Genomic DNA, 18005 nt, shown 5'->3' with positions numbered 1-18005 from the left:
GCATTTGTAAAAAGTGGTGGCCATATCGGCCTGCGTAATTCCTTCTGAGCCCGTTCTGCAGGCGGGCTCGGTTTACTTTCCGAGGACTCCAGATGGCATACTCATATACCGAAAAGAAACGGATCCGTAAGAATTTTGGTAAATTGCCTAGTGTTATGGATGCTCCGTACTTGCTCGCGATTCAAGTCGACTCGTACAGAACATTTTTACAAGATGGCAAATCACCAAAAAACCGCGAAGATATCGGTCTGCAAGCCGCGTTTCGTTCAGTTTTTCCTATAGAAAGTTATTCTGGCAATGCTGCTTTAGAATTTGTTGAGTATAGTCTTGGTAAGCCTGAGTTTGATGTACGCGAATGTATTCTTCGTGGCTCAACTTATGCAGCACCAATGCGCGTAAAAATTCGTTTGATCTTAAAGGATCGTGAAACGAAGTCTATTAAAGACGTGCGTGAGCAAGAAGTGTACATGGGTGAAATGCCACTCATGACGGATAACGGTACTTTTGTGATCAATGGTACTGAGCGTGTAATCGTATCTCAATTACACCGCTCTCCAGGCGTGTTCTTCGATCACGATAAAGGCAAAACCCACTCAAGTGGTAAAGTACTTTATTCTGCACGTATTATTCCTTACCGTGGTTCATGGTTAGATTTCGAATTTGATGCCAAAGACCTTGTTTATGTACGTATTGACCGCCGTCGTAAATTACTTGCGACTGTGGTTCTACGTGCACTCGGCTATGACAACACGCAAATCTTAGATCTATTCTATGAAAAAGTGCCTGTATACCTAGACATGGGTAGTTACCAGATTGACCTCGTACCTGAGCGTTTACGCGGTGAAATGGCACAGTTTGACATCGTAGATAACGATGGCAAAACGATTGTTGAGCAAGGTAAACGTATTAACGCACGTCACGTGCGTCAAATGGAAGCTGCAGGTCTTGAAAAACTTTCAGTACCTGATGAGTACTTGTACGAGCGTATTACTGCTGAAGACATCACTTTAAAAGATGGTGATGTGATTGCAGCAAATACTTTGCTTAGCCATGAAGTGATGGTGAAGTTGGCTGAAGGTGGTGTTAAACAATTTAACATTCTATTCACCAATGACATTGACCGTGGTTCATTCGTTGCAGATACTTTACGCGCAGATACAACGACAGGCCGTGAAGAAGCACTGGTTGAAATCTACAAAGTGATGCGTCCAGGCGAGCCACCGACGAAAGAAGCGGCTGAAAATCTATTCAATAACTTGTTCTTCTCTTCTGAACGTTATGACCTCTCTCCAGTCGGTCGTATGAAGTTTAACCGTCGTTTGGGCCGTCCTTACGAAGTGGGTACAGATCAGAAGTCGCGTGAAGTTGAAGGCATTTTGTCGAACGAAGATATCACTGATGTACTCAAAACATTGGTTGAAATCCGTAACGGTAAAGGTGAAGTCGACGATATCGACCACTTAGGTAACCGTCGCGTACGTTCCGTTGGTGAAATGACTGAAAACCAATTCCGTGTTGGTTTAGTTCGTGTAGAGCGTGCAGTTAAAGAACGTTTAAGCCAAGCTGAAACAGATAACTTGTCTCCGCAAGATTTAATCAATGCGAAGCCAGTTGCCGCTGCAATCAAAGAATTCTTTGGTTCAAGCCAATTGTCTCAGTTCATGGACCAAAACAATCCATTGTCTGAGATTACGCACAAGCGTCGTGTATCTGCACTTGGTCCGGGCGGTTTGACACGTGAGCGTGCAGGCTTTGAGGTACGTGACGTACACCAAACTCACTATGGTCGTGTATGTCCAATTGAAACGCCTGAGGGTCCAAACATTGGTTTGATCAACTCGCTTTCAGTTTATGCGAAGTGTAATAACTTCGGTTTCTTGGAAACACCATACCGTAAAGTCGTTGATGGTCGTGTAACTGATGAAGTTGAATACTTATCTGCAATTGAAGAAGTGGGTACTGTCATTGCACAGGCCGATTCTGCAGTTGATAAAGATGGTACGTTAACTGAAGAAATGGTTTCTGTACGTCACCAAGGTGACTTCGTTCGTATGTCACCTGAAAAAGTAACGCATATGGACGTATCTGCACAACAGGTTGTTTCTGTTGCAGCATCGCTTATTCCATTCCTTGAACACGATGACGCCAACCGTGCATTGATGGGTTCAAACATGCAACGTCAGGCTGTTCCGACATTGCTTGCTGACAAGCCGCTTGTTGGTACAGGTATGGAAGCAAACGTAGCACGTGACTCAGGTGTGTGCGTGATCGCAAACCGTGGTGGTGTGATTGAGTTTGTTGATGCATCTCGTGTAGTCATTCGTGTCAATGAAGACGAGATGGTTGCTGGTGAAGCAGGTGTAGATATTTACAACCTGATCAAATATACCCGTTCGAACCAAAATACATGTATCAACCAAAACGTTGTTGTACGTTTAGGTGATAAAGTGGCTCGTGGTGATGTTCTTGCCGATGGTCCTTCGACTGATGGCGGTGAGCTTGCACTGGGTCAAAACATGCGCGTTGCGTTCATGACGTGGAATGGTTACAACTATGAAGACTCGATCTTGTTATCTGAGCGTGTACTTCAAGAAGACCGTTTAACCTCGATTCACATCCAAGAATTGTCATGTGTAGCACGTGATACTAAGTTAGGTGCAGAAGAAATTACTGCCGATATTCCTAACGTTGGTGAAGCTGCACTGTCTAAGTTGGATGAGTCTGGTATTGTTTATATCGGTGCTGAAGTAACTGCTGGTGATATCCTTGTGGGTAAAGTAACCCCTAAAGGTGAAACACAGTTAACACCTGAAGAAAAATTGCTTCGTGCAATCTTCGGTGAAAAAGCTGCTGATGTGAAAGATTCATCATTACGCGTTCCATCGGGTACTAAAGGTACCGTGATTGACGTTCAAGTGTTTACACGTGATGGTCTTGAAAAAGATGAACGTGCTCAAGCAATTGAAAAAGCGCAACTTGATGCATACCGTAAAGACTTGAAAGAAGAATACAAAATCTTTGAAGAAGCAGCACGTGAACGTATTGTTCGTTTGTTGACAGGTCAAGAGTCGAACGGTGGTGGTACAACTAAACGTGGCGACAAGCTTTCTGAAGATGTGTTGTCTGGTTTAGAGTTGGTTGATTTACTTGAAATCCAACCAAGTGATGAAGCGATTGCTGAACGTTTAACACAAATTCAAGTGTTCTTGAAAGAAAAGAGCTTTGAAATTGATGAGAAGTTTGCAGAGAAAAAACGCAAACTTTCTACAGGTGATGAATTAACAACAGGTGTATTGAAAGTTGTTAAGGTTTACTTGGCTGTTAAACGTCGCATCCAACCGGGTGATAAGATGGCGGGTCGTCACGGTAACAAGGGTGTTGTTTCTAACATCTTGCCAGTTGAAGATATGCCGCACGATGCCAATGGTGTTCCAGTCGATATCGTATTGAACCCGCTGGGTGTACCGTCACGTATGAACGTGGGTCAGATTCTAGAGACTCACTTAGGTATGGCAGCGAAAGGTCTTGGCGAAGAAATCGACAAGATGTTAAAAGCGCAACGTACTGTACTTGAGCTTCGTGGATTCTTAGACAAGATTTATAACAAAGTTGGTGGCGAGCAAGAAGATCTTGATAGCTTAACTGATGATGAGATCTTGGTTCTTTCTGGTAACCTTCGTAAGGGTGTTCCACTTGCAACGCCTGTATTTGATGGTGCTGAAGAATCACAAATTAAAGACTTATTAGAGCTTGCGAACATTTCACGTACTGGTCAAACAGTATTATATGATGGTCGTACAGGTGAACAGTTTGACCGTCCTGTAACTGTAGGTTACATGTACATGCTGAAACTGAACCACTTGGTAGACGACAAGATGCACGCGCGTTCTACTGGTTCTTACTCATTAGTTACTCAACAGCCGCTTGGTGGTAAAGCACAATTCGGTGGTCAGCGTTTCGGTGAGATGGAAGTCTGGGCGCTTGAAGCATATGGCGCAGCTTACACGCTTCAAGAAATGCTTACTGTTAAGTCGGATGACGTTGAAGGTCGTACCCGTATCTATAAGAACATTGTAGATGGTAACCATTATATGGACCCAGGTATGCCTGAATCGTTCAACGTATTGACCAAAGAGATCCGTTCTTTAGGTATCAACATTGAACTGAAAAATGGTGACTAAGAAATCTCCCCCCAGCCCCTCTTTATTAAAGAGGGGAGAAAGTCCCCCTTTATAAAGGGGGATTTAGGGGGATTAGATATTCCCAAATTTCAGTAAAAACAATATTTGTGACCCAGTTGGGAGAGCGTAGCTCCCCAACACACGGAGAAAAAAATTGAAAGACTTGCTCGATATCATGCGCAAAAAGACGGATTCAGACGGTCATGCTCCAGTTGAGTTTGATCGCATCCGTATTGGTCTTGCGTCACCAGAAATGATTAAGTCATGGTCTCATGGTGAAGTTAAAAAGCCTGAAACCATTAACTATCGTACGTTCAAACCAGAACGTGATGGTTTATTCTGTGCCAAAATTTTTGGTCCAGTCAAAGATTACGAATGCTTGTGTGGTAAATACAAGCGTATGAAATACAAAGGCGTCATTTGTGAAAAATGTGGCGTTGAAGTAACAACTGCGAAAGTTCGTCGTGAGCGTATGGGTCACATCGAGCTGGCGTCTCCAGTTGCACACATTTGGTTCTTAAAATCACTTCCAAGTCGTATCGGTCTATTATTAGACATGACTTTACGTGATATTGAACGTGTATTGTATTTCGAATCTTACGTGGTTACTGACCCAGGTATGACTCCATTTGAGAAATACCAACTTTTAAACGATGAAGAATACTTCAATGCTTTAGAAGAACACGGTGATGAATTCACTGCGAAAATGGGTGCAGAAGCTGTTCAAGACTTGTTAAAAGACATTGATCTTGAAAACGAAATTTCACGTTTACGTGAAGAAATTCCAAACACAACGTCTGAGACGAAGCTGAAAAAAGCGTCTAAGCGTTTGAAGTTGATGGAAGCGTTTAAAGAGTCAAACAACAAGCCAGAATGGATGGTGATGAATGTACTTCCAGTACTTCCACCAGATCTTCGTCCGTTAGTACCACTGGAAGGTGGTCGTTTCGCGACTTCTGATTTGAATGACCTTTACCGTCGTGTGATCAACCGTAACAACCGTTTGAAGCGTCTTCTTGACCTTGCAGCGCCAGACATTATCGTACGTAACGAAAAACGTATGTTACAAGAGTCTGTCGATGCATTGTTAGACAACGGTCGTCGTGGTCGTGCAATCACAGGTTCGAACAAACGTCCGCTTAAATCTTTGGCTGACATGATCAAAGGTAAGCAAGGTCGTTTCCGTCAAAACTTACTTGGTAAGCGTGTAGACTATTCAGGTCGTTCGGTCATTACCGTAGGTCCTACTTTACGTTTGCACCAATGTGGTCTTCCGAAGAAAATGGCACTTGAACTCTTCAAGCCATTCATTTTCGCGAAACTACAAGCATCTGGCCAAGCAACCACCATTAAAGCTGCGAAGAAAATGGTTGAGCGCGAAACGCCAGAAGTTTGGGACGTTCTTGCTCACGTGATTCGTCAACACCCTGTGATGTTGAACCGTGCGCCTACACTTCACCGTTTGGGTCTTCAAGCATTTGAACCGATCCTGATTGAAGGTAAAGCGATTCGTCTTCACCCGCTCGTTTGTGCTGCGTTTAACGCCGACTTCGACGGTGACCAAATGGCGGTACACGTACCATTAACACTTGAAGCGCAGTTAGAAGCGCGTGCGTTAATGATGTCGACCAACAACATCTTGTCTCCTGCGAACGGTGAGCCAATCATCGTACCGTCTCAGGACGTTGTCTTAGGCTTGTATTACATCACGCGTGATGCGATCAATGCCAAAGGTGAAGGCATGGTGTTTGCAGATACTCATGAAGTGAACCGTGCACTTGCAACAGGTCAGGTCAATTTACACGCTCGCGTAAAAGCACGTGTACACCAGACTGTGATTGATGAAAATGGTAACCGTGAACAGCAAACCATTGTTGTGGATACCACACCTGGTCGCTGCTTACTTTGGGAAGTTGTGCCAGAAGGTATGGATTTCCAACAAATCAACGTTGAGATGACCAAGAAAAACATCTCTAAATTGATTAACTCTTGCTACCGTAAATTAGGTCTTAAAGATACAGTGATCTTTGCGGACCAATTGATGTACTTAGGTTTCCGTCAAGCGACACGTTCAGGCGTATCGGTCGGTATGGAAGACATGGTGATTCCACCTGCGAAGTACTCAATTATTGAAAAAGCGGAAGTTGAAGTTCGTGAAATTGAGCAACAGTTCGAACAAGGTTTCGTAACTGCGGGCGAACGTTACAACAAAGTGGTCGATATTTGGGCACGTACCAACGACCAAGTAGCGAAAGCGATGATGGACAACTTGTCTTTTACCACTGTTAAAAACAAACAGGGTGAAGATGAGAAGCAAAAATCATTCAACTCGATCTATATGATGTCTGACTCAGGTGCCCGTGGTTCGGCAGCTCAGATTCGTCAGTTAGCGGGTATGCGTGGTTTGATGGCGAAACCAGATGGTTCGATCATTGAAACTCCAATTAAAGCGAACTTCCGTGAAGGTTTGACCGTACTTCAGTACTTCATTTCAACACACGGTGCGCGTAAGGGTTTGGCCGATACAGCACTGAAAACAGCAAACTCTGGTTACTTGACACGTCGTCTTGTAGACGTAGCGCAAGACTTGGTTATTACTGAGCCTGACTGTGGTACTTTGGGCGGTCTTGTCATGACTCCGTTCATTCAAGGCGGTGACGTGATTGAGAACTTAGGTACTCGAGTACTGGGCCGTGTTGTTGCTGAAGATGTGAAGAAAGCAGGTTCTGACGACGTTATTCTGCCACGTAACACTTTGATTGATGAGAAACTTGCAAACTTCTTGGAAGAGCAAGGTGTCGATGAAGTTAAAGTACGTTCAGTGGTTGCGTGTGAATCTACATTCGGCGTATGTGCGAAATGTTATGGTCGTGACCTTGCACGTGGTCATCAGGTGAACCCTGGTGAGTCTGTGGGTGTTATGGCTGCGCAGTCGATTGGTGAGCCGGGTACACAGTTAACAATGCGTACCTTCCACGTAGGTGGTGCTGCAAGCCGAACGTCTGCTGCAAACAGCGTACAAGTTCGTAACAAAGGTACCGTACGTTTCCACAATGTGAAAACAGTACAACATGCTAAAGGTCACTTGGTATCGACTTCTCGTTCAGGCGAAATTGGTATTGCAGATGATTTAGGCCGTGAGCGTGAGCGTTATAAACTGCCATATGGTGCGTCTATCTTGTTGAAAGATGGCGAAGCTGTAGAAGCAGGCGGTATCGTCGCAACTTGGGATCCGCACACTCACCCACTTGTAACAGAAGTTGCAGGTAAAGTACGTTTCAGCCAAATCGCTGATGGCGTCACTGTTACCTCTAAAACTGATGATGCAACAGGTATGACGACGATTGAAATCTTACCTGTGACTGCACGTCCTGCATCTGGTAAAGATTTACGTCCTGCTGTTGTTCTTGATACGACGGATGGTGGTGAGCAGTTCTACTTCCTACCACAAAACACGATTCTTTCTGTCCGTGATGGCGAAACAATTGGTGTGGGTGACGTTATTGGTCGTGTACCACAAGAAACTTCACATGCGCGTGACATTACCGGTGGTCTACCGCGTGTAGCTGACTTGTTCGAAGCGCGTAAACCGAAAGAGCATGCAATTCTTGCTGAAATTTCAGGTGTTGTAAGCTTCGGTAAAGAGACTAAAGGTAAGAACCGTTTAGTGATTACTCCGGATGATGGTTCTGAGATCTATGAAGAACTGATTCCTAAATGGCGTACTATTAACGTGTTCGAGGGTGAGCATGTCAACCGCGGTGAAACCATTTCTGATGGTCCACAAAACCCGCATGACATCTTGCGTTTGAAAGGTGAAGTTGCATTAACCAACTACATCGTGAACGAAGTTCAAGACGTTTACCGTCTGCAAGGTGTAAAAATCAACGACAAGCACATTGAAGTCATCGTACGTCAAATGTTGCGTAAAGTTGATATCACTGATGGCGGTGATACAAGCTTCATCAAAGGCGAACAAGTGGATTACATCCGCGTGATGCAAGAGAACCAAGCTGTTCTTGCGCAAAACAAGTTCCCTGCGAAGTTTGAACGTCAATTGATGGGTATTACTAAAGCGTCGCTTTCTACTGACTCATTTATCTCTGCTGCATCGTTCCAGGAAACCACTCGCGTGTTAACTGAAGCGGCTGTAACAGGTAAAGAAGATGATTTACGTGGCTTGAAAGAGAACGTGGTTGTAGGTCGTTTGATTCCTGCAGGTACGGGTCTTGCGTATCACTTAGAGCGTCGTCGTCAAGAAGCTGAAGCTGCAGAGCATGAGCTTGTAAACGACTTCTCTGATGTGGATCAAGCATTAAGCCAAGCATTTAGCGATGAGTTTAACGGTCTGTAATTAGCCCTTTAAATGAATAAAAAGCCACCTTCGGGTGGCTTTTTTATGCGTGCTAAACAGCAATGCTATGCTCATTTTTTGAAGTAAGCGAGTTACATTAATCACATTCAGTTAATGAGTTTGTATAAATTGATTCACCGCTTCGGTATATTTATAATTTTTTCCTAAAGAGTTATTGATTTCAGTATGTGAAAGCGGAATAGCGAGTAATTGTGCCTGAGTACCAACGCTTTGTGCTTGTTGAATGAATTGCTGTGCTTGAATACAGGGTTGGTCTGGACGAATTGTTGAACAAACAGCAAGAAATGCAGGTAAGCTTTGATGAATTTGTAAGACAGGAGAAAGCGCTTTCCAATTTGAGGGTTGAGTGCCAAAGGCTTGATCATAAAATCGAGCATGCCGAGTTTGCATGATCTTTTCGATATTGTAAGCGGCACTATCTAAAGCAATGGTGGTTCGCCAAACTTGAGGTTGTGCTATTAACCAAGAGGGACGTGTGCTCAGTAGGCTCACTAAATGAGCGCCAGCCGAGTGTCCCATCAGCACAAGTTGTGTGGGGTCAGCATGCCAATCAGAGGCATGGTTTTGAATATAAATTAATGCTGTTGCGACATCTTGGATTTGTTGTTGTACTGTCGCCTCAGGAACTAAGCGATAATTGATTGAAATAAATATCCAACCTCGTTGTCCCCAATAATCCACTTTATTTTTGATCACCGCAGTATTATTTTTATCACCTATGCTCCAAGCACCGCCATGGACCATAACCATTAATGGTGCGTTTTTTTGATCTGCTAAAGGCTTAGATGGAAAATAAACATCCATCATTTGCTTAGCATGATGGCCATAAGCAACATTTTTGAGTGATTTTACTGTAGATGAGCTTTGATTATTGAGTACATCTGCACGTGAAGAAGGATTGAGGCAGAGTAACAGGAATATTGAAGTAACAAGTATTTTCATTCTTTTTTCCTTTAAATTCAAAGGTTAAAATGAGTTAAGGATTCTTTCTACAATTTCTTGAATTAAAAGATTTAAGTTATTTACTCGGGGTGATCTCAAATGAACAAAGTGATATTTCATAGATCAAATGGTCTTTTTAGTTGGTTTGCATTATTACAAAAAGAAAATAATGCACGGGGTGCAATTACATAATTTGATCATTTTGTGTAGAAAATAAGACTATGCTTTGATCATAGTGTAAAGGAGTTTTGAATATGAAAAAAATAATGGGTGTAGTCTCGACTTTGGTTTTATCAACACTGATGTTCACAGGCTGTGAAAATATGAGTCCTTCTGAGCAGCGTATTGGTACAGCTGCTTTAGGCGGTGCCGTGGGTGGTGCTGCGGGTAATAGTCTTGGTGGTGGAGTCGGTGCTGCGATTGGTGGTGGTGCAGGCGCAGCGGTGGGAAGTAAAACCCAAGGTGGCTCAAACCGTAATGCAACCTACAGTGGTGTTGGTGGTGCGATTGGTTCTGCTGTAGGTAAAAGCGTAATCGGTGGCAATACAGGGGCTGCGATTGGTGGCGCGATTGGTGGTGGTGCAGGCGCTGCAATTGAGGAGCGTAAATAATCTTTTCAGCTCAGCAATATAAAGGCACTTCATTGGGAAGTGCTTTTTTATTGCTGAGCTGGTTTTGGTTTTTTACGACGGATATATAAGGTTTTCTCCACTTGTGCAATTCGGATACCCGCATCATCATAAATATTCAGCGTATAAATACGGTGGACAGGGGCATAATTTTCAGCCAGTTGTTTGATCGTTTCAATTTCTTGGGCATCGAGACGAAAGTCTGCGTAGACGGTACTACGCCCTGGGCTGAGAAATTGGATAGTGGCTGATTTGTCCCAAACAATATATTTAGTCCCAAGATGATACATCAGTAAAGTCATATAAAAAGGATCGACCATCGCATATAAACTCCCACCAAAATGTACGCCGACAATATTGCGGTTTTGACGAGTGAGCGGCATTTTGACTCGGATGAGGTAGTTTTTAGGGTCAAACTTCTCAATTTGAATACCTGCACCTTTAAAGGGGGCAAAATGGTTAAGAACGTATTTTGTGACAATAGGTGTTGTCACCAATTTTTTTAAAATGCTCATTTCGGTCAATGGTATCTGATGAACTTCTATCCATACTAGAGAAGATGGAAACAATTGGCATTGATCGTTTTGCCAGTGAAGGATAAAAAACAGTCAATAACAATAAGGAGCTAAATATGGAGCTGCAAAGTTACTGGGTACAGACCACAGACCAGCAGAGACTTTATGTGAAAACATGGGGCAATGCGCAGAATCCTGCCTTGGTCTTGGTGCATGGTTATCCAGACAATCAAGAGGTTTGGGAGCCTGTGATTGAGCATCTGGTGGAAAATTTTTATATTGTCACTTATGACGTTCGTGGGGCGGGGATGTCAAGTGTTCCCCGTCATACACGTGCTTATGCATTGCCTCAGCTGTCATTGGACTTAGAACGTGTGGTGAATAGTGTCATTCCAGAACGTAGTTTTCATTTGGTGGCGCATGACTGGGGTTCGATTCAGTCATGGGAGTCTGCGACTGAGCCAAAATTTAGAGAGCGTATGCTGTCATTTACTACCATTTCAGGCCCATGCTTAGATCATGCTGCATTTTGGATGCGGGAACAGTTTAAACAGCACAAGCCTCAGTTTTTGAAGCAGTTGAGTAAGTCATGGTACATTGCGGCTTTTCAGTTGCCTTTTTTGGCACCGACTGTTTGGCAGTTTTTTAGCCCTGAGCATTGGGGTAAAGTTTTATCACGTTTAGAAGGGCGTTCAGACTTACCACTGAATCATCACATTGTGGCAGATGGTAAACATGGGGTTGCACTTTATCGAGCTAACTTCATTCCACGTCTGACCAAACCACGAGAACGCTTTGCCATTTGCCCCGTACAGGCGATTGTGTTGGAACAAGATCAGTTTGTGAGCCCTGCTTTAATTGATGAAATGCCGAAGTGGGCTGAGAATTTCCAACGGGTGAATGTGAATGCTAACCATTGGGCAATCTTGAGTCAGCCTGAAACGATTGCTGGCCTGATTAGCAAATTTGTGGGTAAAGCATAAATTTACCATGGGCTTGTTATAGGACTAAAACTGACTGATAACAAGCCTATCGAAGTGAAAAATCAGACCTTGGGGTTATATAATAGCTTTGGATAAAGCTGAGCAAATTACAGTTTCGACCAATTGAATCTGCTAAAATACCGTTTTTTTTATCATCTTAAGTTTTCCATGAATGCAGTAGTAATTGCGATTGCCGTGATGTTTATTTTGTCACTGGCACGAGTTTCTGTTGTTTTGACTTTGGTCATTTCAGCAATTATTGGTGGATTGGTTGCGGGGCTCAGTTTATCCGATACTGTAAGCGCATTTAATGCAGGTTTAGGTGATGGTGCTGAAGTGGCTTTAGCCTATGCGGTGCTTGGAGCATTTGCTTTGGCGCTGTCTAAATCAGGCTTACCTGATTTATTGGCGCATAAATTGATTGGTTTGTTAGGAGTCGAAGTTTCACATCAACGTGCGCGTAAGGTGAAATACTTACTGTTGACGATTTTACTTGTTGCGGCCATTTGTTCACAAAACTTAATTCCAGTCCATATCGCATTTATTCCAGTATTGGTTCCACCACTGTTAAAAGTGATGAATCACTTGAACTTAGACCGTCGTGCGGCAGCCTGTGTACTGACTTTAGGCTTGGTCGGAACCTATATTTTCCTGCCCGTTGGTTTTGGTGCGATTTTCCTTGAACAAATTTTGATGGGCAATATCAACAAGATTGGTGCTGCATATAATTTGCATGTTGAACGTTGGATGATGCCTGTAGGAATGGCCATTCCTGTATTGGGGATGGTGATTGGTACTCTAGTGGCGGTATTCGTTAGCTATCGTAAACCGCGTCATTATATCGACCGTGAAGTGGTACGTGTGACCACGATTGATTTGGATAAACCGATCCGTGCAGGTGAAGTGAATCTGGCTCAAGATGCTGAAGAGCTCAAACGTGAAGCCGAAAATGTACCCGTGATTGCAAAGAAAACCATCTTCATGGCGCTTCTAGCGATTGTTCTAACCCTCATTGCGCAGTTGTATTCAGGCTCTATGATTTTAGGTGGCTTGGTTGGTTTTGCGGTGTTGTCTGGGGCGGGTATTTTTAAATGGCAAGAAGCGGATGATGTCTTTGTACAAGGCATGCGCATGATGGCCTTGGTTGGCTTCATCATGATTTCTGCGGCAGGTTTTGCCTCAGTGATGACTCATACGGGTGATATTAACCAACTGGTTAATGGCGTAGTACACGTGATTGGGGATAACCATGCTTTGGCTGCATTCCTCATGCTGTTCATTGGCTTATTTGTAACCATCGGGATTGGTTCATCGTTTTCCAGTGTTCCTGTCTTGGCCGTGATTTATGTACCGCTGTGTGTCCAGTTTGGTTTTTCTCCTTTAGCGACTGTGGCGCTGATTGGTACCGCAGCAGCACTCGGTGATGCTGGTTCTCCAGCCTCAGACTCCACTTTGGGGCCGACTGCGGGTCTAGGGGTGGATGGTCAACATGATCATATTTGGGATACAGTCGTGCCGACCTTTATTCACTTTAATATTCCATTGCTGATTTTTGGTTGGATTGCTGCCATGGTGTTGTAATTTAAACCCAGATTATTTTAAAGGGCGATTTTAATGAATCGCCTTTTTTATTATTAAATCAGATTAAAATAATCAGGTTTATAATATTAATTCGTATTAAATGAGTCGGAATTTAAAATCAATATATTTTGATTTTTTATTGTTCTTCTAAAACCAACCAAAATGGTCTATTTAAAATAAAAACATAATAAAAACAAAATATTAAAACATGTATATAAAATACATTATTATTGTCATTGCATATTAAATTTACTCTTGTTTATGATTAATTAATGTTTATTTTTATATTAATTATTTTACAAACAGAGGTTGTTTGAAATGTTAAAGCAAATCGCTCTAATTACATTAATGGGTCTCTCTACATCTGCTGTAATGGCAGGTCAATGGCAAGTCAAAGTCGGTGGCTCTGCTATTGCGCCTACACAGGATACAAAAATTGCCAATGGTGCATTAACTGTTGAAGCAGATAGCGAATTGGCGTTTACACCATCCGTTGAATATTTCTTTAATGACAATATTTCTGCAGAACTATTACTGGCAACTCCGATTAGCCATGATGTTACAGTGAATGGATCAAATGCAGTAAAACTCAAACATTTACCCCCAACAGTAACAGCAAAGTATAACTTTAAGAACTCAACAGGTTTCACGCCTTATATTGGTGTAGGTGCAACGGCATTTATTCCTTGGGATGAGGAAACATCAGGTGTACTTGAAGGGACTAAAGTTAAAGTTAAAGAAGATTATGGTTATGCGGCGCAAGTTGGCTTTAACTATCAACCTGCTGATGCGAAAAACTGGGGGGTGTTTGTCGATGTTCGTTATGCAGACCTAAACCCAAAAGTAGAAACTGTGGTTGAAAACTTTAAGTTAGATATCGACCCAGTGATTTATACGCTTGGTTATAGCTACAAATTTTAATAATCAAAAGTAGCTTTTTAAGAACCTCATCTATGATGGGGTTTTTTTATGCAACGACTAAAGTTGAATAGTGATGAAAGAGTAAATAACTCACCATCAGTCAGTATTAAAATAAAACCATAGATAAAATGTACTGAAGCAGAATAAGAGAGTCATAAGAAATGAAATATATGCGGTATCTAACCGTGCTCTGTGGCTTGACATGGAGTATCAATATTCAGGCAGCCAGTTTTAATTGCGATAAGGCACAAACGATAACCGAGCATGCGATTTGTGAACATCGTTCAGTCAATGATGCGGATGTCAAAATGGCAACCACCTATAACATTTTAAAACGTTTGGTTCCAATGGGGACGCGTGGCATGATTCAAGATGAGCAGATGAAATGGTTGAGCCTACGAGACCGCTGTGGCGCATCACAAAGTTGTTTAATGGATGTCTATAAAATGCGTCAGCAAAAGCTCGATCTTCTTTTGGATCGTATTTATCGTCAGGGGCCATTTTAAAAAATTGGAAAAAAAATACTGGTCGCTATTGAAAAACTCATTCCTCACTCCAATTCATTAAGCATTCTCGATAAGACTTAATATATTAAGGAGCGATTGATGAGCGAGCAAAACGCGCACAAACATAGTTTCCAAGCTGAAGTAGCACAGCTCTTACATTTGGTGACGCATTCACTATATTCCAATCCTGAAATTTTCCTGCGTGAGTTGATTTCAAACGCGTCCGATGCCTGCGACAAATTGCGCTTTGAAGGTATTAATCACCCTGAATATTATGAAAATGACCCTGACTTGCATGTACGCGTCAGCTTCGATGAAATCAATAAAACTCTCACCATTTCAGATAATGGGATCGGTTTAACGGAGCAAGAAGCGATTGAAAATCTAGGTACAATTGCCAAGTCTGGAACCAAAGACTTTATGTCGAAACTTACAGGTGATCAGAAATCAGATGCACAACTGATTGGTCAGTTTGGTGTAGGTTTCTACTCAGGCTTTATTGTGGCGGATAAAATTACTGTTGAATCACGCCGTGCGGGTGTGGATGCGGATCATGCTGTACGTTGGGTTAGTGCAGGTACAGGTGAGTTTGAAGTCGAGCAAATTCACAAAGATAGCCGTGGTACGGACATTATTTTACATCTGCGTGAAGATGCGTTGGATTATTTACAGTCTTATAAAGTCAAACAAATTATCAATAAATACTCGGATCACATTAGTCTGCCGATTGAGATGCAAAAAGAGGTTTGGCAGCAAGAAGAAGCTGTCGAAGGTGAAGAAGCAAAACCGGGTCAGTATGTGAAAACGGATGAGTGGGAAGCGATTAACTCAGCTAGCGCACTCTGGACACGCAATAAAAATGAAGTCACTGAAGAGCAGTACATCGACTTTTATAAGAACTTGAGTCATGACTTTGAAGCTCCGTTAGCGTGGGCGCATAATCGGGTTGAAGGTAGCACTGAATATACGCAACTGTTGTATGTACCCAGCAAAGCAGCAGCCAATATTTTTACTCGTGAAGCCAAAGCAGGAATTAAGCTCTATGTGAAACGTGTCTTTATTATGGATGATGCGGATAACCTAATTCCAAACTATTTGCGCTTTGTACAAGGTGTGGTGGACAGTGCGGACTTACCACTGAATGTGAGTCGTGAGCTGTTGCAAGAAAGCCGTGATGTAAAAACCATTCGAGAAGGCAATGCACGTCGTGTATTGACTATGCTGGATGGTTTAGCGAAATCGGAAGATGAAAAAGATCAAGAGAAGTTTAAAACTTTCTATAGTGAATTTGGTTCAGTGTTGAAAGAAGGCTTGGGCGAAGACTTTGGTAACCGTGAGCGTATTTTAAAATTACTCCGCTTCCCAACTTCAAACAATGATGCGGTGACCACATCATTTGCGGACTATAAAGCACGTATGCAAGACGGGCAAAAAGCCATTTACTATGTGACCGCAGACAGTCTTAATGCCGCGAAGAACTCACCACAACTAGAGTTATTTAAGAAAAAAGGCATTGAAGTTCTGCTTATGGCAGACCGTGTCGATGAATGGGCAATGGAGTTTGTCCATGAGTTTGATGGTACACCACTGCAAAACGTGGCGAAAGGCGCTGTTGACCTAGGTGATTTACAAGATGCTGAAGAGAAAAAAGCACTTGAAGCAGCGGCAGAACAATTCAAGCCTGTGGTTGAAAAACTGTCTGATTCATTGAAAACCAAGACCAAAGAAGTACGTGTGACTACACGTCTGGTCGATTCACCTGCTTGTTTGGTCACTGGTGAGGGGGAGCTTTCACCACAACTGATTCGTATGTTGAAACAAGCAGGACAGGCTGTACCTGAGCCTAAACCGATTTTAGAGATCAATCCTGAACACCCGCTAGTGAAAAAGTTGGAAGGCTCGACACAGTTTGATGATTTAGCCAATGTGATTTTTGATCAAGCCGTGATTGCAGAAGGGGGCTTACCAGATGACCCTGCTGAATATATCAAACGGATTAACAGTTTATTGCTTCAGTAAAGCATGACATGTTTTAAAAAAAGCCTATCTCTAAGATAGGCTTTTTTATGTCAATGAATCGAATATAGAGACTTCAAGGCATTCTGAACTCGACTCAATCTGTGGGAAATCACATGGTGTGGGTATCCGTGGATAAGTTTGGACTTATCCACAGTTGTGTTTAAAGATTCAGCATTAGACTAAAAAAGTGCCTCAAAACGAACTAAGGCACTGAGGTAATGACTTCGGTCTTCACGTTTATCATTAAAGTAGTTTAAATCCCCTTGGATATAAAACCATTCACGTAAGAACGGTTGGCGCCATGATACAAAAGGCCCCCATCTATTCAACCTTAAGTCATCGTCATTATAGTATCCACCTGTGTAGAGACCGTAGTTAAAACGATTACCATGAAAGAATTGATGCTGTCTAAAGCTATAGTTGTCCCAAGTGAGGTCATCATCCTGCTCATCTGCATAGGTCAGGCTGAATTGGTTGGATAAAAAAGCCTGATTCGGGCGGGCATGTGTCAACTCTAAGTTCGTTCTTAAATAATTTTCACTGTCGATGCCATAGCGGTAAATTTGTTCTGCATAGGCACGGAAATCATTGTCCAGTTTCCATTCCTTAGAGAGTTCAATACGTGCATAAATATCATCGCCTGAACGTACCCCTAAGTCGAAATCAGTGTCAAAAGGCAAACGATCTGACAGTTGAGACCACCTTAAAGCAAGTGAGCTATTGGCATCACGGGTTTGTCGACGGTCAAAGGATTTATCGTTGTCTGCACTTGGTGGGTTTTCATTGGTAATCGCCACATTGTTTTGCAGTTCGTTATCCAGAGAGTCATCTCCAAACACCACACTCAGTTTATTTTCTAAAGTGGGAAGTTTGATTCGTCCTCGAATACGTGGTTTTACATCGTATTCATCATGTTTATTCCAGCGGTTATCGACCAAAATCCGTAGAGTTGCTGTGGCTGGTTTATTGGGATCCGTGTCTCCAAACCAGTCATCAATTTGGGTTGCAGTTTTATCTGCCCAATTCCGAACGCCTTTTTGTTGGCGGTCAACCCAAGTTCGCTCTTCAGTCACGTCGGTGGTGGGCACAATTACTTCGTCAGACTCTTCGGGTAAGAGCGTTGGAAGTGAATCAATCCACTGTGGAATTTGATATAAAAGTCCACTCCCTTTGGGAGGAGACGCAATTTGGTCAATTTCAGCCACATCATGAGGTGGCACGAAATGTTGGGTGCTATCTGTATTGCTTTCCGCCCAAGCCACGTTGACGCATGTACCTAAACTTAGGCAGAAAAATAAAGAGATGGGACTAACATGTCGAGTTCTTTGCATGCTTTCATACTTTATTGTTCTT

11 protein-coding genes are annotated in these 18005 nt (G+C 42.7%); 8 read left to right on the top strand and 3 right to left on the bottom strand.

From position 1 onward, the window contains the following. Positions 1–92 precede the first annotated feature (92 nt). The gene (gene rpoB / locus ACZ8ZH_RS16270; RefSeq protein WP_086209739.1) at positions 93–4181 is read left to right on the top strand and encodes a DNA-directed RNA polymerase subunit beta; all 4089 of its coding nucleotides are present in this window, start codon (positions 93–95) and stop codon (positions 4179–4181) included. Positions 4182–4335: 154 nt separating this feature from the next. Next, positions 4336–8535: a DNA-directed RNA polymerase subunit beta' gene (gene rpoC, locus ACZ8ZH_RS16265; RefSeq protein ID WP_470247786.1), complete on the top strand. Its 4200-nt coding sequence runs from the start codon at positions 4336–4338 to the stop codon at positions 8533–8535. A 111-nt stretch (positions 8536–8646) separates the two neighbouring features. Here the strand turns inward: rpoC and ACZ8ZH_RS16260 are convergent, their stop codons facing one another. Further along, positions 8647–9498 (bottom strand): alpha/beta hydrolase, encoded by an 852-nt coding sequence (locus tag ACZ8ZH_RS16260; RefSeq protein WP_119064205.1) that lies wholly within the window; start codon positions 9496–9498, stop codon positions 8647–8649. Positions 9499–9752: 254 nt separating this feature from the next. Here ACZ8ZH_RS16260 and ACZ8ZH_RS16255 point away from each other — a divergent pair, with 254 nt between their 5' ends. Then, positions 9753–10109, top strand: a complete 357-nt coding sequence (locus ACZ8ZH_RS16255; RefSeq protein WP_086209736.1) for a DNA transfer protein p32 — start codon at positions 9753–9755, stop codon at positions 10107–10109. Between the two features lie 47 nt (positions 10110–10156). On the opposite strand, the gene ACZ8ZH_RS16250 is transcribed toward ACZ8ZH_RS16255, so the two are convergent. Further along, a complete protein-coding gene (locus ACZ8ZH_RS16250; RefSeq protein ID WP_119064203.1) occupies positions 10157–10642 on the bottom strand; it encodes a DUF4442 domain-containing protein in 486 nt (161 codons plus the stop codon). 116 nt (positions 10643–10758) lie between these two features. Here ACZ8ZH_RS16250 and ACZ8ZH_RS16245 point away from each other — a divergent pair, with 116 nt between their 5' ends. From ACZ8ZH_RS16245 to htpG, 5 genes are all read left to right on the top strand, one after another. Next, the gene (locus tag ACZ8ZH_RS16245) at positions 10759–11625 is read left to right on the top strand and encodes an alpha/beta fold hydrolase (protein WP_470247785.1); all 867 of its coding nucleotides are present in this window, start codon (positions 10759–10761) and stop codon (positions 11623–11625) included. Between the two features lie 168 nt (positions 11626–11793). Next, complete coding sequence (locus ACZ8ZH_RS16240; RefSeq protein WP_086209733.1) at positions 11794–13206, top strand: Na+/H+ antiporter family protein; 1413 nt, start codon at positions 11794–11796, stop codon at positions 13204–13206. 318 nt (positions 13207–13524) lie between these two features. Next, entirely contained in the window at positions 13525–14127 is a 603-nt protein-coding gene (locus tag ACZ8ZH_RS16235; protein ID WP_086209732.1) for an OmpW/AlkL family protein, read from the top strand. 161 nt (positions 14128–14288) lie between these two features. Then, positions 14289–14633 carry a lysozyme inhibitor LprI family protein gene (locus ACZ8ZH_RS16230; protein WP_119064199.1) on the top strand — a complete coding sequence of 115 codons (345 nt, stop codon included), beginning with the start codon at positions 14289–14291 and terminating at the stop codon, positions 14631–14633. A gap of 99 nt (positions 14634–14732) precedes the next feature. Beyond that, positions 14733–16652 carry a molecular chaperone HtpG gene (htpG, locus tag ACZ8ZH_RS16225; RefSeq protein ID WP_470247784.1) on the top strand — a complete coding sequence of 640 codons (1920 nt, stop codon included), beginning with the start codon at positions 14733–14735 and terminating at the stop codon, positions 16650–16652. 179 nt (positions 16653–16831) lie between these two features. Here the strand turns inward: htpG and ACZ8ZH_RS16220 are convergent, their stop codons facing one another. Next, positions 16832–17983 carry a hypothetical protein gene (locus ACZ8ZH_RS16220; RefSeq protein WP_119064195.1) on the bottom strand — a complete coding sequence of 384 codons (1152 nt, stop codon included), beginning with the start codon at positions 17981–17983 and terminating at the stop codon, positions 16832–16834. Positions 17984–18005 lie beyond the last annotated feature (22 nt).

Source organism: Acinetobacter sp. SW-226 (assembly GCF_055632855.1).
The sequence above is the reverse complement of the archived record's forward strand: the minus strand, read 5'-3'. Positions and strand labels throughout refer to the sequence as shown.

Coding starts and splice junctions, on each gene's coding strand:
- rpoB (WP_086209739.1), top strand. CDS start 93: ATGGCATACTCATATACCGAAAAGAAACGGATCCGTAAGAATTTTGGT.
- ACZ8ZH_RS16260 (WP_119064205.1), bottom strand. CDS start 9,498: ATGAAAATACTTGTTACTTCAATATTCCTGTTACTCTGCCTCAATCCT.
- ACZ8ZH_RS16255 (WP_086209736.1), top strand. CDS start 9,753: ATGAAAAAAATAATGGGTGTAGTCTCGACTTTGGTTTTATCAACACTG.
- ACZ8ZH_RS16250 (WP_119064203.1), bottom strand. CDS start 10,642: ATGAGCATTTTAAAAAAATTGGTGACAACACCTATTGTCACAAAATAC.
- ACZ8ZH_RS16245 (WP_470247785.1), top strand. CDS start 10,759: ATGGAGCTGCAAAGTTACTGGGTACAGACCACAGACCAGCAGAGACTT.
- ACZ8ZH_RS16240 (WP_086209733.1), top strand. CDS start 11,794: ATGAATGCAGTAGTAATTGCGATTGCCGTGATGTTTATTTTGTCACTG.
- ACZ8ZH_RS16235 (WP_086209732.1), top strand. CDS start 13,525: ATGTTAAAGCAAATCGCTCTAATTACATTAATGGGTCTCTCTACATCT.
- ACZ8ZH_RS16230 (WP_119064199.1), top strand. CDS start 14,289: ATGAAATATATGCGGTATCTAACCGTGCTCTGTGGCTTGACATGGAGT.
- htpG (WP_470247784.1), top strand. CDS start 14,733: ATGAGCGAGCAAAACGCGCACAAACATAGTTTCCAAGCTGAAGTAGCA.
- ACZ8ZH_RS16220 (WP_119064195.1), bottom strand. CDS start 17,983: ATGCAAAGAACTCGACATGTTAGTCCCATCTCTTTATTTTTCTGCCTA.